The 13,677-nt window shown below is 73.0% G+C and carries 14 protein-coding genes; 5 read left to right on the top strand and 9 right to left on the bottom strand.

What is annotated here, in order from left to right; all coding sequences use genetic code 11:
• Window positions 1-41: 41 nt before the first annotated feature.
• Window positions 42-707, bottom strand: coding sequence for a response regulator transcription factor (locus CS0771_RS32680; protein WP_212844594.1), 666 nt, complete (start codon window positions 705-707; stop codon window positions 42-44).
• Entirely contained in the window at window positions 704-1,975 is a 1,272-nt protein-coding gene (locus CS0771_RS32685; RefSeq protein WP_212844595.1) for an ATP-binding protein, read from the bottom strand. The genes CS0771_RS32680 and CS0771_RS32685 overlap by 4 nt, the downstream gene beginning before the upstream one ends.
• A 111-nt stretch (window positions 1,976-2,086) precedes the next feature.
• On the opposite strand from CS0771_RS32685, the gene CS0771_RS32690 reads away from it, so the two are divergent.
• Genes CS0771_RS32690 through CS0771_RS32700 form a run of 3 tightly spaced genes read left to right on the top strand, consistent with a single transcriptional unit; the run spans window position 2,087 to window position 4,326 of the window.
• Window positions 2,087-3,604: a hypothetical protein gene (locus CS0771_RS32690; RefSeq protein WP_212844596.1), complete on the top strand. Its 1,518-nt coding sequence runs from the start codon at window positions 2,087-2,089 to the stop codon at window positions 3,602-3,604.
• Between the two features lie 51 nt (window positions 3,605-3,655).
• Window positions 3,656-3,916, top strand: coding sequence for a hypothetical protein (locus CS0771_RS32695; protein ID WP_212844597.1), 261 nt, complete (start codon window positions 3,656-3,658; stop codon window positions 3,914-3,916).
• Between the two features lie 5 nt (window positions 3,917-3,921).
• On the top strand, window positions 3,922-4,326 hold the full coding sequence (locus CS0771_RS32700) for a hypothetical protein (protein WP_212844598.1): 405 nt from the start codon (window positions 3,922-3,924) through the stop codon (window positions 4,324-4,326).
• Between the two features lie 47 nt (window positions 4,327-4,373).
• Here the strand turns inward: CS0771_RS32700 and CS0771_RS32705 are convergent, their stop codons facing one another.
• On the bottom strand, window positions 4,374-4,913 hold the full coding sequence (locus CS0771_RS32705) for a hypothetical protein (RefSeq protein ID WP_212844599.1): 540 nt from the start codon (window positions 4,911-4,913) through the stop codon (window positions 4,374-4,376).
• Between the two features lie 87 nt (window positions 4,914-5,000).
• On the bottom strand, window positions 5,001-5,678 hold the full coding sequence (locus CS0771_RS32710; RefSeq protein ID WP_212844600.1) for an alpha/beta fold hydrolase: 678 nt from the start codon (window positions 5,676-5,678) through the stop codon (window positions 5,001-5,003).
• A gap of 169 nt (window positions 5,679-5,847) precedes the next feature.
• On the opposite strand from CS0771_RS32710, the gene CS0771_RS32715 reads away from it, so the two are divergent.
• Window positions 5,848-6,882 (top strand): PHB depolymerase family esterase, encoded by a 1,035-nt coding sequence (locus CS0771_RS32715; protein ID WP_212844601.1) that lies wholly within the window; start codon window positions 5,848-5,850, stop codon window positions 6,880-6,882.
• A 6-nt stretch (window positions 6,883-6,888) separates the two neighbouring features.
• On the opposite strand, the gene CS0771_RS32720 is transcribed toward CS0771_RS32715, so the two are convergent.
• The 3 genes from CS0771_RS32720 to CS0771_RS32730 all read right to left on the bottom strand — a co-directional run bounded on the left by CS0771_RS32720 (window position 6,889) and on the right by CS0771_RS32730 (window position 9,340).
• Complete coding sequence (locus CS0771_RS32720; RefSeq protein WP_212844602.1) at window positions 6,889-7,887, bottom strand: pentapeptide repeat-containing protein; 999 nt, start codon at window positions 7,885-7,887, stop codon at window positions 6,889-6,891.
• 197 nt (window positions 7,888-8,084) lie between these two features.
• Window positions 8,085-8,840, bottom strand: a complete 756-nt coding sequence (locus tag CS0771_RS32725; protein WP_212844603.1) for a hypothetical protein — start codon at window positions 8,838-8,840, stop codon at window positions 8,085-8,087.
• Window positions 8,837-9,340: a sigma-70 family RNA polymerase sigma factor gene (locus CS0771_RS32730; RefSeq protein WP_203754030.1), complete on the bottom strand. Its 504-nt coding sequence runs from the start codon at window positions 9,338-9,340 to the stop codon at window positions 8,837-8,839. The genes CS0771_RS32725 and CS0771_RS32730 overlap by 4 nt, the downstream gene beginning before the upstream one ends.
• Before the next feature lie 182 nt (window positions 9,341-9,522).
• Here CS0771_RS32730 and CS0771_RS32735 point away from each other — a divergent pair, with 182 nt between their 5' ends.
• Window positions 9,523-10,467 carry an acyltransferase domain-containing protein gene (locus CS0771_RS32735; RefSeq protein WP_212844604.1) on the top strand — a complete coding sequence of 315 codons (945 nt, stop codon included), beginning with the start codon at window positions 9,523-9,525 and terminating at the stop codon, window positions 10,465-10,467.
• 226 nt (window positions 10,468-10,693) lie between these two features.
• Here the strand turns inward: CS0771_RS32735 and CS0771_RS32740 are convergent, their stop codons facing one another.
• Complete coding sequence (locus CS0771_RS32740) at window positions 10,694-12,199, bottom strand: ricin-type beta-trefoil lectin domain protein (RefSeq protein WP_371821519.1); 1,506 nt, start codon at window positions 12,197-12,199, stop codon at window positions 10,694-10,696.
• A 447-nt stretch (window positions 12,200-12,646) separates the two neighbouring features.
• On the bottom strand, window positions 12,647-13,519 hold the full coding sequence (locus CS0771_RS32745) for a hemerythrin domain-containing protein (RefSeq protein ID WP_212844605.1): 873 nt from the start codon (window positions 13,517-13,519) through the stop codon (window positions 12,647-12,649).
• Window positions 13,520-13,677 lie beyond the last annotated feature (158 nt).

Here is a 13,677-nt window from a genome sequence, read left to right on the forward strand (position 1 = left end):
AGGCACTGCTCCGGTGCGGTGAGATCGGAGGCACAACAAGATCAGGTCGCTTTCGCGATGCGGTAGCCCACGCCGGGTGTGGTGGTCACGATGGGCGGTTCGCCGAGTTTGCGGCGCAGCCTCCCGACGGTGACCGTGACGGTGTTGGTGAACGGGTCGGCGTGCTCGTCCCACACCTGCTCCAGCAGATCCTCCGTGGACAGGAACCCGGGCGCCGCCCGCAGCAGCGCCTCCAGCACGGCGAACTCCTTCACCGACAGGTCCAGCGCCCGCCCGTCGCGGGTGACCGTACGCCGCACCGGATCCAGCTCCAGCCCTGCGGCCCGCAGCGTGCGCGCCCGCGCGTCCGGACGGCGCCGCGCCAGCGCCCGGACCCGCAACAGCAGCTCCGGGAAGTGGAACGGCTTGGCCAGGTAGTCGTCGGCACCGAGGGTGAGCCCGCTGACCCGGTCACCGGGCGCACCGGCCGCGGTCAGCATCAGGACCATCGGCCGGTCGTCACGCTCCGTGATCATCTGGCACAGCGTATCGCCGTGGATGCCGGGCAGGTCCCGGTCCAGCACCACCACCTCGTACGCGTTAACGTCGAGTTTCGCCGCCGCCGCCAGCCCGTCAAGTGCCACGTCGACGGCCATGCCCTGATCCCGCAGGCCCTCCGCGACGACCTCGGCCAGCGCCCGCGCGTCCTCCACCACGAGCACCCTCACCGCGCCGCCTCCTCGGCACCGGCGGCCCGCCTGTCCGCGGGTGCGGCGGGCGCCGGGACGCGGCGCGCGGCGGCCTGCTCGCGGCCCACCGCTGACGACGGCCGGTCACTGGTTGCCTGCGCGGCGGGCGGCGACGGCAGCCGCACGGTCACCCGCAGCCCTCCCCCCGCCAGCGCGTGCAGATCGACGCTGCCGTCATGCGCCGCGGCAACCGCCGCGACGATCGCCAGGCCCAGCCCCGAGCCGTCGTCGGAGCCGGTACGGGCGGCTCCCATCCGATGAAACGGCCGGGTCAGCTCGGCCACCCTGGCAGGGTCGAGTAGGTCGCTGCCGTTCTCGACGACCAGCTCGGCATGCCCGTCGCGCCGTGCGGTGCTCAACCGGATCCAGCCGCCTTCGACGTTGTGGAGCACGGCGTTGTCGACCAGGTTCTCCACGAGCCGGGCCAGCAACGTGGTGCTGCCGGTGGTCCACGCCGCCTCGCCTAGCCCGGGGGTGTCGACGGTCAGCCGCCTGTCCGTGATCTCGCCGTCCCGCGCAGCCAGGGCCGATTCGGCCAGCTCGGCCAGGGAGACGGCGGCCCGGTCGGCGAGCGCGCCGTGCTGGGCGCGGGCCAGCATCAGGAAGCCTTCGAGCAGCCGGTCCACCCGGTCCAGCTCGGTGCGGATCCGCCCGGCGAGCGCGGCTGTCTGGGCGGGCACCGGCTCGGGCTTGGCCATCGCGACGTCCACGGAGGCGCGCATCGTGGCCAGCGGCGTACGCAGCTCGTGGGAGGCGTCCGCGACGAACCGCCGCTGCGCGGCGAACGACGCTTCCAACCGCTCCAGCAGCCCGTCGATGGTGTCGGCGAGATCCTTCACCTCGTCGGCGGGCCCGGCGACGGCCAGGCGCTCGTGCAGGCTGTCGGCGGTGATGCGGCGCGTGGCCGCGGTGACGGTGCGCAGGGGCCGCAGCACCCGCCGGGCGGCCACCCGCCCGAGCAGCACCGACACCACCGCCATCACCAGCAGCGCGATCAGCGACCCGGCGAGCAGCCGCCGCGACTGCATGATCTCGACCTCGTCGAGGCGCTCCTGCAGCAGCCGGATGTGCTCCTGCGCCCGCGCCAGGTCCAGCTGCGGGGACGCCGGGCCTGGCGCGACCGTCGTGTCCCGGAACGCGAGCAGGTTGGTCAGCGCGAGCAGCGCCGCCCCCGACGCCAGGAACAGCGCCGCGTAGAGCAGCGTGAACCGCCACGCCACCGTCCGGCCCGGCCGCGGCCCGCCCATCTCCGACCTCCCTGTCCGACGAGAACGTCCAGCATGCCGCGCCGGACATAACAGCGGCATGACAGCGGCGGTTCGGCCGGCGTTAGGTGCGTCTGGCGTAGAACCGACGCCATGCGTACCCCTGACGAAATCACCACCGCGCTGCGGGCGCAGTGGACCTTGCTGCGCGCCGGGCGCGGCCGGATCATCGCGCTGACCGCCGCCGCCCTGGCCGTGCTGCTGCTCGGCCTGCTCCCGGCCCTGACGAACTTCAGCTCGTGCAGCGAGGGCACGGTCGAGGTCGCGTGCCCCACCGACCCGATCGGGCCCGACGGCGCACCGGTCAGCGACGAGTTCTTCTTCGCGCACGTGCCGCTGGGCGAGCGGGGCGTGATCACGGCGCGGATGACCGGGTTGACCGGCACCATCACCTACCCGCCGCCGGACCACGACCAGATCGTCAGCGGCGTGGTGCCGTGGGCCAAGGCCGGGCTGATCGTCAAGGACGGCACCGGGCAGGGCTCCGATTACGCCGCGCTGCTGATGACCGGCGCCCACGGCGTACGGCTGCAGCACTCCTACCGCCACGACACGGCCGGCCGGCCCGGCGGGGTGTCCGCGCAGCAGCCGCGCTGGCTGCGCCTGACCCGCGACGGCGACACCGTCATCGGTGAGGAGTCCGTCGACGGCACGGCATGGACGCGGGTCGGCACCGCCCGGCTGCCCGGCCTGCCCGCGACCGTGGAGGTCGGCCTGTTCGCCACCTCTCCCGGTGACCTCACGCTGCGCGAGATCGGCCTCGGCGGGCACGTCGGCGAGGTCCGGTTCACCCAGGCCGTCGGAACGTTCGACCACGTCACCGTCGACGGCGCGCCGGTCACCGGCTGGCGGCGGGATGTGGTCGGCAATCTGGGCAACACCGACTGGGAGAAGTACCACCGCCCGGCCGGGCTGGTCGAGGAGAACGGCGCCCTGTCCGTGACCGGCTCCGGCGACATCGGCCCGATCGGCTCCATGGGCTCGGCCAGACCGGAGAGCACCCTGCTCGGCCTGGTCGTGGCGTTGATCGTGGTGATCGTGGCGGGTGCCCGCTTCGGCGTGGGCGCCTCGGGACGCCTGATCGCCGCGCGGGCCGCCGCGCTGGGCGGGGTCGTGCTCGCGGGCGGGCTGGCCGTCGCGGGGCTCACGCTCACCGCCGGAATGCTGCTGATGCAGCACCAGGACGTGCCCGTCGTCCCGCTCGGGCCGCTCACCGGCCTGCGGGTCGCCGCGGGCACAGCCGCGCTGCTCGCCGGGGCCGCCGGGCTCGCGGTGGCGTTCGGGGCGCTGTTCCGGCGCGCCTGGATCGCCGCGACGGCCGGGATCGCGCTGGTGGTGTTGCCCTACCTGATGGGCGTGGTGCCGCTGATTCCGGAGGAGGTGACCTCCTGGCTGCTGCGGCTGACCCCCGCGGGCGGTTTCGCGATGCTGCAGACGGTCGTCGCGTATCCACAGGTGACCATGCACTACGCGCCGTATGCGGGCTACTTCCCGCTGCCGGGGTGGGCAGGGCTGGTGGTGGTGGGCGGCTACGCGGTGCTCGCGGTGCTGCTCGCGGTCCGGCTCCGGCGGACGGCCGGTGCAGACACCGCGCCGGTGGACTTCCGCTAGCCACGGTGCAGATGCTTCCCGCCGATGTGTGACAGTTGTAGGCTGTGGTGTGTGACAGCACCACAGCCTGCTGAGGCCCGCGCCCGCCGCATCACCGTCTATCTGCCGGCCGACGTAGCGGCCGTCGTCGAGGCCCAGGGCCCTCGTCAGCAGTCGGCTTTCGTCGCCGACGCGATCCGGATGCACCAGCGCCGGGCCGCGACCCGCGCGATGCTGCGCGAGGCCGGCTACCTGGTGACCACGGAAGGCGTGGAGCGGATGCGGCAGAAGCTCGCGGCACTGGACGCCCAGCGGGCGGCCGAGCAGAAGTGAGCGAAGTGCCGGAGGAACCCCAGATCCGCGTGCTGCTCGACGTCACCGCGCTGACCGCCTACGCACGGCTGACCGGCATGGGCGTGGCCGAGCTGATCGCCACGGTCGAGGAGGAGGGCGGTGCCGGTCTGGTCGGCATCCCCGCGGCCTGTTTCATGACCGCGTACTGGCAGCTGGACGCGGACGAGCAGGAACGCCTGACCGCGATGGTGACGCGGCCGGACGCGGTGACGGTGCTGCTGCCCCTGCTGGGCACGGACGTCCTGGAGGCGGCGCAGATCGGGCACGTCATGGGGCACGCGGCGATCGCGGCCCGGCGCACAGGCGCATACCTGGCCACCTACGACGCAGACGAAGCACGCCGCCACCTCCCCGGCAGCGGTGTGCTCGAGCTGGAGGACAAGTTCTGATTCGATCAGAAGCGCTGTGCCGCCGCTGCCAGGTGGCAGTGAGTTCTTCAGCCGCCTGATCGGGATCCGGTCTCGCCCTGTTCGCCCCCGGGGCGGGGGCGGGACACGATGAGCTGCGCGATGCCGATGAGCAGGACGGCGATGGTCAGCAGCCGCTCGGCGTCGGGCAGCGGCCGGAAGTAGCCGTAGACCTGGGTGGCCACGGCGAACAGCGAGGCACCGAGCGGCAATGCGATCGCGGGCCAGCCCGTGATCTCCCCCGACGGGTGGACCGGCGACGGCAGCCGGGTGGCACCGACCGCGAACGCGAGCGCGCCCGCACTCCAGAGGAAGTCGTAGCGGGCGTTGTGAGTCACGACGTCGGCCGCGTCGAGGCTGTACGCGGCGTCGGCGAAGGTCAGGCAGACCAGTCCCGCCGCCACCCACGGCCAGCTGCCCGTCAGCCGCCAGGACATCAGCGGCAGGGTGCCCAGAAGCGCACCGAGCAGCAGCACGTCGCCGAGGGGGTACGCGACGGTGACGGTCTTGCCCAGCAGATCGATCGGAGCGTGCCCGTCACAGCCCCGCCTCCGAAACCCGAGGCTCACCCCGCCAACGTCATTGTGAGCGTGCCGGCGGGGCGACGCTGCGAACTCCGCTGCGTGCCGGGCAGAGAGCCGGGATCCCGGCACGCCTTAGCCGGATGGCTCGGCCAGGCCTGCCTCCGCCGCGTACGCGTCCAGCCGCTCGGCCAGCTCCGCCGGGCGGCTCAGAGCCGGGGTGTGCCCGCCGTCCAGCTCGTCCGCCTCGACGCCGAGCCGCTCCCGGGCCACCCGGCGCAGGTAGTCCGCGGGGAAGATCCGGTCGTCCCGGCAGATCAGCACCCGGGTGGGCACGTACGGCCACGTGATCATCGGCGACGGCTCCTTCAGGCGCGCTTCGGACTGCGCCCGCCCCCGCCGCAGCGCCTCGGCGGCCAGCTCCGGCGGTACATCCTGGTAGAACAGCTCGACCGGGTCCTCGTAGTGCCCGGCCTCCGCGTCCTCGTAGCGGGTGTGCGCGGTGTAGTCGGCCGGCGCCTCACCCGGCGCGGGGATCATCGGCGCCACCAGCACCATGAGTCTGGCCGGCACCCGCTCGCAGACCAGCGGCGCGGTGAACCCGCCCAGCGACTGCCCCACCACGACCAGATCGGTCCGATCGGGCACGGCTTCGATCACCGCGCTCGCGTACTCGGCGAGCCCGGCGGAGTCGTCGTCGCAGGGCAGGTCCGGGGCGACCGTCTCGTGCCCCCGAGCGCGCAGCTCGGCCTCGACCAGGTGCCAGTACCAGCCGACATCGCCGGCGCCGTGGATCAGGACGAACGTGGCCACTGCACACTCCTTCCGCTGTGCCGGGCAGGCACGCACGGGGCTCTCTTACCCGGCCGCCGGTGGTGTCACGCCCCACCGCCACGAATCGAAACATGTGGCTGCGACGGATGGGTCCCGGAACCGCGCGGGCCTACGGTGACGCCACCCCCGTCACCGGAAGGAGTCGGTCATGTCACCATCCCGTGTCCGCGCCGGCCTCACGCTCCTTGCCACGCTCGCCGCGGTCCTGCTCCCGGCCCACCCCGCCGCCGCGGCCACCCCGTACACCGTCCCGCCGACGCCCGGGACGCTGCAGACCTACAACATCTCCGCGGTGTACGTCGCGGGCGTCTCCTCCGGCGCCTACATGGCCAACCAGCTGCACGTGGCCTACTCGGGCCGGATCAAGGGCGCGGTGCTGTTCGCGGGCGGGCCCTACTACTGCGCGCAGTACAACGCGGCTCGTGCGCTCAACGCCTGCGGCGACAACCTCTGGTCCACGCAGCTGTCCAGCCTGCAGTCGTACACCTCGCTGTGGTCGGGCTACGGCTGGATCGACCCGCCGTCGCAGCTGTCCGGCGACCCGGTCTACGTCTTCCACGGCAACAACGACAGCACCGTGAAGAAGTCCGTCACCGACGACCTGGTCCGGTACTACCAGCACTTCGGCGCGAGCGTCAGCTACAACTCGGGCACCTCGGCCGGGCACGCCTGGGTCAGCCCGTACGGCAGCGGCGGCTGCACCGTCACCGCCTCGCCGTTCGTCAACGACTGCGGCATCGACCCGCAGCAGGCGATGTTCAGCAAGCTGTACGGCTCGGTCAGCCCGCGCAACACCGGCCCGCTGACCGGCACCCTGGTCCGCTTCGACCAGAACACGTTCGCGGTCAACGGCCTGGCCGCCGGGCTCAGCATGGGCGGCTACGGCTTCGCGTACGTGCCCAGCAGTTGCGCGTCCGGGCAGAGCTGCCGCCTGCTGGTCGCGCTGCACGGCTGCTCGCAGGGGTACAACGCGGTCGGCACGGCGTTCGTCGACCGCGCCAACCTCAACCAGTACGCCGACACCAACCGCACCGTCGTGCTCTACCCGCAGGCCACGGCGAGCGGCGTGAACCCGTACGGCTGCTGGGACTGGTGGGGCTACCTCGGCTACACCAACTACCCGATCAAGGGCGGCCTGCAGCTTGAGTCGATCATGAACATGGTCCGGCGCCTCGACGGCTGACCCGGCTCAGACCAGCAGCATCCGCAGCAGCAGCGCCGCCTCGGGGTCGATCAGCGTACGCAGGTCCACCAGCGCCTGATCGGCCCCGCCGGCCTGCCCCATGAACTTGCGCAGGTGCTGCAGCCGCCCGCGCGCCTCCTGCGCGGCGTGGTCGTCGCGGCCGTCCAGCCGCACGAGCCCCGCCTCGACGCGGTGCACGCCCCGCACGACCACCAGCGCCGGGTGGTCCGGCAGGGTGACCCGGTCGAAGTTGACCCCACGGAAGTCGACGTCGTCGAAGGCGGTCACCCCGGCCATGTCCACGTCCAGCATCGGGTTGGGCGCCAGGTCCCGCTCCGGCTCCAGCACCCGGCCGTCGAACACCACCTCGCGCAGCACCCCGGCGAACCGGCACCGGATCAGGCTGGCCTGCCAGAAGTTCGTGCACTCCAGCTGGGCGTGGGAGAAGTCGACGTCGGTGAAGCTCGCCACGCCACAGCCCAGCCGCGACAGGTCGGCGTGCCGGAAGTCGACGTTGCGCAGCTTGTTGGCCCGGTTGGCGTACCAGCCGCCCACCGACGACCGGCCCAGCTCCGCCGCCAGGAACGAGCTGTCCATCACGTCCGTCGCCCACATCCGCAGGCCGACGCAGTACGCCCCGTCGAACAGGCTGTTGTCGATCACGCAGCCGAACAGGCGCAGCCGCGGCAGGTGCGCCCCGCGCAGATCCAGGTCGCACAGCCGTGCCCGCTGGAACTCCAGCGTCGCGGCGACCGTCGCGAACTCGAAGGTGAACGTTATCGGGCCCGACTGCGTGCCGGCGGGGTCGGCGGGGTCGGCGGGGTCGGCGTCGACACCCCGGGGCTCGGGGGCGCCCAGGCCGCGCAGGTCCCAGCGGCCGTCCACGCGGTCCAGCGGCAGCCCGTCCAGGCGCTCGCCCATCCGCAGCCGCCGCAGCACCTCGGTCTGCAGCTCCGGGCCGCCGGCCGCGAGCCAGCGCCCGGCGAGCGCCTCATCGTTCAGCATCGGGGTCCCCTCGCATCGACGCGGCATCATGGCGAGCCGCACGGTGCCGCAGCTCAACGGCCTGTTGGCGATCAAAAGTAGGGGGCTGTCCGCGTCAACTCAACCGGCCGGTGTCCGGCATGCCGGAGTTGTCGGACCGTGTTACCGAACCTTGACCAGGCCGGGCGCCCACGACGGCGCGCCCGGCCCGCTCCCGCTCACCCGTGCAGCACCGGCAGCTCCTGCCTGCCGCCCGGCGTGACCGCGACGATCTTGGTGATCTCGGAGAACGCGTACGAGTCCTCGCCCGTGCCCGTGAGCAGGTACCACTCGCCCTGGAGCGCCGCCTGCCGCACCACCCCGCCCGGGAAGTGCACCTCGACCCGGGTGGTCCCGTCGGGGACCCGGCCGAAGGTGTACGCCGCCGCGGGGTTGCTCCCCCAGTTCGCCGACGCGTTGCTCAGCCGGCCCGGGGGATGTGCCGGATCCATGTCCGTGGTCAGGTTCGACTGGTCGACCTCCACCGAGTGCTGCTCGGCCGCGAGCCAGCAGGCCACGTTGCGCTCGTCGTCGGCGTAGATCAGCAACCGCAGCCCGCCGGGGACCACCTCCCGTTCGAAGCGCAGTGGCGGCAGTTCCGTCATCCCGGCCGCGGCCAGCTCCGGCCGGGCGAAGTCGGCGCACCGGCCCAGAGCCGTCGTCGCGCTGCTGGACGGCCGGGGCGGCTTGCCGGGCGGAACCGCCGACTCCGACGGCAGCGCGGGCTGCAGCCCGATCGGCTGCCCGCCGAGCAGCACCCACGCCGTGCCGAACAGCACCACGCAGACCAGCACCGCGGCGGCCGCGGCCACGGCCAGGCCCACCCGCCGCCGCGGCCGGGCCGCGATGATCCGCGACAGCGGCACGGCCAGGTGCGTGTCCCGGTGCGCCTCGCGGATCAGGTCGGCCAGGTGCGTGTCGTCGTACCCGCTCATCGGTTCTCCTCCCCGGCCAGGCGGACGCCGTCACCGGCCGTGCCCGCCAACTGGGCGCGCAACGTCGCCAGCGCGCGGTGCAGGTGCACGTGCACGGTCGCCGCGCCGATGCGCAGCGAGCGGCCTGTCTCCTCCGCCGACAGGTCGGCCAGCAGCCGCAGCGCGACCACCTCGCGCTGCCGTCGCGGCAGCGCCAGCACCATGGCCCGCAGCCGCTCGTCGAGCCCGCCGGGGTCCCGGTCGCGCGCGCCGCGTTCGGGCGGGTCGCCGAGCAGCTCGCGGCGCAGCCGCCGCCACCACGAGCGCTGCTCGTTCAGCGCGGTGCGCAGCACCCACGCGGTCGGGTCGGGGTGCGCCCGGACCGCCGCCCAGCGGGCGTACGCCCTGGTGAACGCCTCGGCCACGGCGTCCTCTGCCCCCGGCTGGCCGCGCGTGGCGACCAGCACGGCCCGGTAGACGGCGTCCTTGCGCGCCGCGTAGAAATCGCCGAAATCGTCCATCGACACCACCTGAGACCGGAAAACGCACTGTCGCATGTACTACGCCGGGCCCGCCTCCCGCCTTTACTTTCCGGCGATGATCGCCATCTCGTGTCAGAACCTGTGGCCAGGCAGCACTTTTCGACACGAAACAGCGATCTTGCCCCGCGCGCCGCAGCGGTGCTTCCGGTTAGGATCCTCGCGTGGATCTGGAGGAGATCGCCGCGCGGCTCGGGGTTCCCGTCGAAGAGGTCGAGCGCGTGCAGCGGCTCGCCGGTGACCGGCCGTCGGCGCCGCTGCCGGCCAAGGCCGACGCGCCCGCGATGCTCGACCGGCTCGCGGTGCGGCCGGACGACGCCGCCGAGATCATGGCGGGTTGGCCGGATCCGGACTCACCACTGTGGACGCCCGAGCTGCGCTGGCTGCTCGACCGCTCGATCGCGCTGGTCCGCGCCGATCTGGGCGGCCACGGCTGGCTGCCGCCCGGCCCGGAGCTGGATCGCGACCGCGGCCCCGCCTGGCGGCACCTGTACGTGTACGCGTACCTGGCCCTGGTCGACGTAGCCATGGGATACCACCGCGAGCACGGCATCGCCGCGGACGTGTCGTGGGCGACCCTCGCCGACCTGGGCCGCAACCTGGCGATCGACCGGCGGATGCACCGTGAGGGCTGGCCGGTCATGCAGAGCTGGCTGACGCTGCACGCCCGCGGCGGCCTCTACCAGCTGGGCCGCCTGCAGCATCACCGCGGCGACACGGCCATCAGCCTGCACATCCCCGACGCGGGGCCGTTGACGCCGGAGGCGGTGTCGGCATCGCTCGACGAGGCCCGCGCGTTCTTCCCCCGCCACTTCCCCGACGAGCACTACACGACGTTCGCCTGCGGCTCCTGGCTGCTCGACCCGCAGCTGCTGGAGTACCTGCCCGAGGACTCCAACATCGTCCGGTTCCAGCGCCGGTTCGAGCTGGAGCCCTACGAGGCGCCGGAAGGGCTCGACCCCGACGTCGAGGTGCTGCGGTTCGTGTTCCGCAGCCTGAGCACGCCGCTGGACCGGCTGCCGCGCGACACCGTGCTCCAGCGCGCGGCCGCCGACCACCTGAGGGCCGGCCGGCACTGGCAGTGGCGCCGCGGCACCTTCCCCATCTAGGCACGCCGCTCGCGTGGTGCCGGCGCGCGGGATTGGCCTCCCCCGTGTCGGCCAAGCCCGCGTCGCCCGGATCGCACGGCTCGCCGCGCGTTCGGCGATTGCGCCGGTTCGCGCACGATCCTGCAAGACCCTGTCGCGATCGTCGAGGCTTTCGGCCACCGCCGAAACAGCCACGTGGATGTGGGGCGCCGGTCGGCGTCCCGGCGCCCCACATCCGGTCCGTGGCTCAGCCGCGCCGCCACTTCTGGTTGGCGCCGCCGGTGCAGTCCCAGGTCTGCAGCGGGGTGCCGGTGCCGCCCCAGGCGGTGACGTCCACGCACTTGTTGGCCTGCGGGTTGACCAGGTCACCCGCGCCGGTCAGCACGAACTGCTGGGCCGGGTTGCCGCTGCAGCCCACGATCTGGATCGCCGCGCCGGCCGCGGTCGAGCCCCAGGCCACGTCCATGCACAGGCCGTTGACGGTACGGATGGTGCCGTCACCCGGGAACGTCCAGTTCTGCGCGTTGGTGCCGTTGCAGTCCCACAGCTGCAGGCGCTGGCCGTCGACGAAGTTCGAGTTCGGCACGTCGATGCACTTGTCCTGCCAGCCGATGATGCGGCTGCCGCCGCCCCCGCCGGTGGTGGTGAGGGTGAGGCCGTACGCGCCGAGGATCTCGTTGACCGGCTGGTAGAACGTGGTGCCGCCGGTCGAGCAGTTGCCCGAGCCGCCGGAGGTCACGCCCTGCGCCTGGTTGCCGCTCAGCCACGCCCCGCCGGAGTCGCCGCCCTCGGCGCACGCGGTGGTCTGGGTCAGGCCGTAGACGGTGCGCCCGCCGGAGTAGTTGACCGTGACGTTCTTGGCCTGGATGACGCCGCAGCGCCAGCCGGTGGTGCGGCCCGAGCGGCAGATCGAGGCGCCGATGGCCGCCTCCTGCGAGCCGGCCACGGTCGCGCTGCCGCCCGCGTAGTTGTTGACCCACGGGCGGGGGGTCCAGTTGCTGTTGGTACGCACCCACGCGTAGTCGTTGTTCGGGAACGACGACCCGGCGAAGGTGCCCTGGGCCACGTTGTTGTAGCCGAGGGTGGGGCTGCCGGCGCCGCCGCAGTGCCCGGCGGTGACGAAGCCGCCGTTGTTCACGGAGAAGCCGACCGAGCACAGCGTGTTGCCGTTGATGACGTACTGGTCGCCGCCGCGGATGTCGTACAGCGGGCGCGGCGCCTGCCCGGTGACGATCCGCAGCGCGGCCGCGTCGACCCCGCTCGCGGCGGCGAAGCGGCGGGCCGCGGCGGCGTCCGCGGCGGCCACGGTGACCGTGTTGGCGGCCACGTCTACGTACCAGCCGTGCACGGCGGCACCGGCCTTGGCGGCGCGGCCGTCGAGCTTGGCCTTGACGCCGTCGAGCTGGGCGAGGCTGCGGGACACCAGGGCCGGCACGGCGCCCGCCGCGCGGACCTGGGCGGCGCCGGCCTCGTCGAGCACGCCGACCTTGAGGCGGCCGTCGGCCGGTGAGAACCAGGCTCCCGCGAAGCGGGCGCCGAGGCGCTCGCGTACGGCGCGTTCGACGACGGGTGCGGCTGCCTCGTGGGCCTGGCGGACGCGGGCCTGGTCGGCGGTGAGGCCGAGGTCGCGTTGCAGTGCCTGCTGCATGGAAGCGGCGGGGGCGATGTCGGTGTCGGGGGCGGCCGATGCTGGTATGGGGGCGGACAGCGCCACAGCGAGCACCGCCGCGCCGGTCAGCGCAGTGACTCTCACGTCAATCCTCCGGGGGGTAGGACGGATCAGGGCGTGAGAGCGCTCTCAAGAAGGAGACTTTACAGTCACGTCACACGAAGTCAATAGATGTGAGTCGATTACTCTCCGTAGGCCGGCGGCCACACCACCGCCTGCGGACCCCGCCGCACCGGAATCCCCACCCCGCTCAGCGGAGCAACCCACAGAGAGCGCTTCCACACAAAAACCCGCGACGCCAAGCCGGGCCCCGTCGTCGGCTGGCACCACAGTTTCGGGGAAACTGCACCCGCCCAGCCCGCGCAAGCTCCAGTTTCCCCGAAACTGCACCCGACCGGCCCCGCCCCCGCCCGCGCCCCGCCATCGGGTGCGTTGATCATGAAGTTAGGGCAGTGACGCGCCGTCGAACCCGCCCTTAAGTTCATGATCAACTCAGCGCGGGGCGGGGCGGGGCGGGGAAGGTGGGCCCGGCTAGGGGGTGGGGAAGGCGTCGCGGGCGCGGGAGAAGACGGTGCGCGGGGGGTCGGCGGTGGTGTCCTCGTCGTCGGCGAGGGCGACCAGGGTCGCGTTGAGCGCCACGTCGGCGAGCCGGAGCAGCTCCGCCGGGGGCACGTTGTCGCGCAGGTAGTCGAACTCCTCTTCCTCCTCCAACTCGGCGTGCTCGACCACAGCGTCGCGCAGGTTGGCCAGCTTCGTGATGAAGTCGTCGTGCTCCAGGCCCAGCTCGTGCAGCTCCTGCAGGTCCAGCTCGGCCTGGTCCTCCTCCTCCATGCGCGCGTCGACGACCGCGTCCCCGTCGGCCAGCCGGGCCCGGGCCAGCGGGTGCACCAGCAGCTGCTCGATGCTCTCGTGCACCGCGAGCAGGCGCACCAGCCGATCGAACTGCGCCCGCCGGTGCGGCCCGCGCGCGCGGCCCAGCTCGACGAACAGGTCGGCGATCTCCTCGTGCTGGGCCAGCAGCAGGTCGATCACGTCGTCGTCGCGGTCCAGGTCGGGCAGCTGCACCCCGGGCGCCGCCGGGACCCGCTTGGCCGGGCGCACCGGCGCCTGCGCCCGGGACGACGGCGCGCTGTCGCCCGGCGGCACCAGGCTCTTCTTGCCGGTGGCGACCTTCGCCGTGGAGCGGGCGCGCTGGTCGGAGTGCATCGTCTTGAACAGCTCACGCACCAGCTCGTCCTTGCGCATGGCCGAGGTGCCGGTGACGCCCGCCTCGCGCAGCAGCGCACGCAGCTCCTTCACCTTCAGCCGGTACACGTCGGCCTCGCTGCGGCCCGTCGCGCCCGGCTCCGGCCGCGGCTGCTCGGGCTCGGGCCGGTCGTCGTCGGCCGTATCGCGCTGCGCCATCCGCGCTCACCTCACAGAAAGTCCGTTTCGTCACCATCCTGACGGAAACGGCGGTCCGGCCGGGCCGAAATGGCGGCACCGGCACCCGGAAGCGGACGGCGACGAGCGGCGGCCGGAGGAGGCGCGCGAGCCGCCCGCCCGGTTCGCGGCCTTGCCCC

This window comes from Catellatospora sp. IY07-71 (assembly GCF_018326265.1).
GTDB lineage: Bacteria > Actinomycetota > Actinomycetes > Mycobacteriales > Micromonosporaceae > Catellatospora.

Bases quoted from the DNA above. Each gene is read 5' to 3' on its own strand.
- CS0771_RS32685 (WP_212844595.1), bottom strand. From the start codon at position 1,975: ATGGGCGGGCCGCGGCCGGGCCGGACGGTGGCGTGGCGGTTCACGCTG.
- CS0771_RS32690 (WP_212844596.1), top strand. From the start codon at position 2,087: ATGCGTACCCCTGACGAAATCACCACCGCGCTGCGGGCGCAGTGGACC.
- CS0771_RS32715 (WP_212844601.1), top strand. From the start codon at position 5,848: ATGTCACCATCCCGTGTCCGCGCCGGCCTCACGCTCCTTGCCACGCTC.
- CS0771_RS32720 (WP_212844602.1), bottom strand. From the start codon at position 7,887: ATGCTGAACGATGAGGCGCTCGCCGGGCGCTGGCTCGCGGCCGGCGGC.
- CS0771_RS32725 (WP_212844603.1), bottom strand. From the start codon at position 8,840: ATGAGCGGGTACGACGACACGCACCTGGCCGACCTGATCCGCGAGGCG.
- CS0771_RS32730 (WP_203754030.1), bottom strand. From the start codon at position 9,340: ATGGACGATTTCGGCGATTTCTACGCGGCGCGCAAGGACGCCGTCTAC.
- CS0771_RS32745 (WP_212844605.1), bottom strand. From the start codon at position 13,519: ATGGCGCAGCGCGATACGGCCGACGACGACCGGCCCGAGCCCGAGCAG.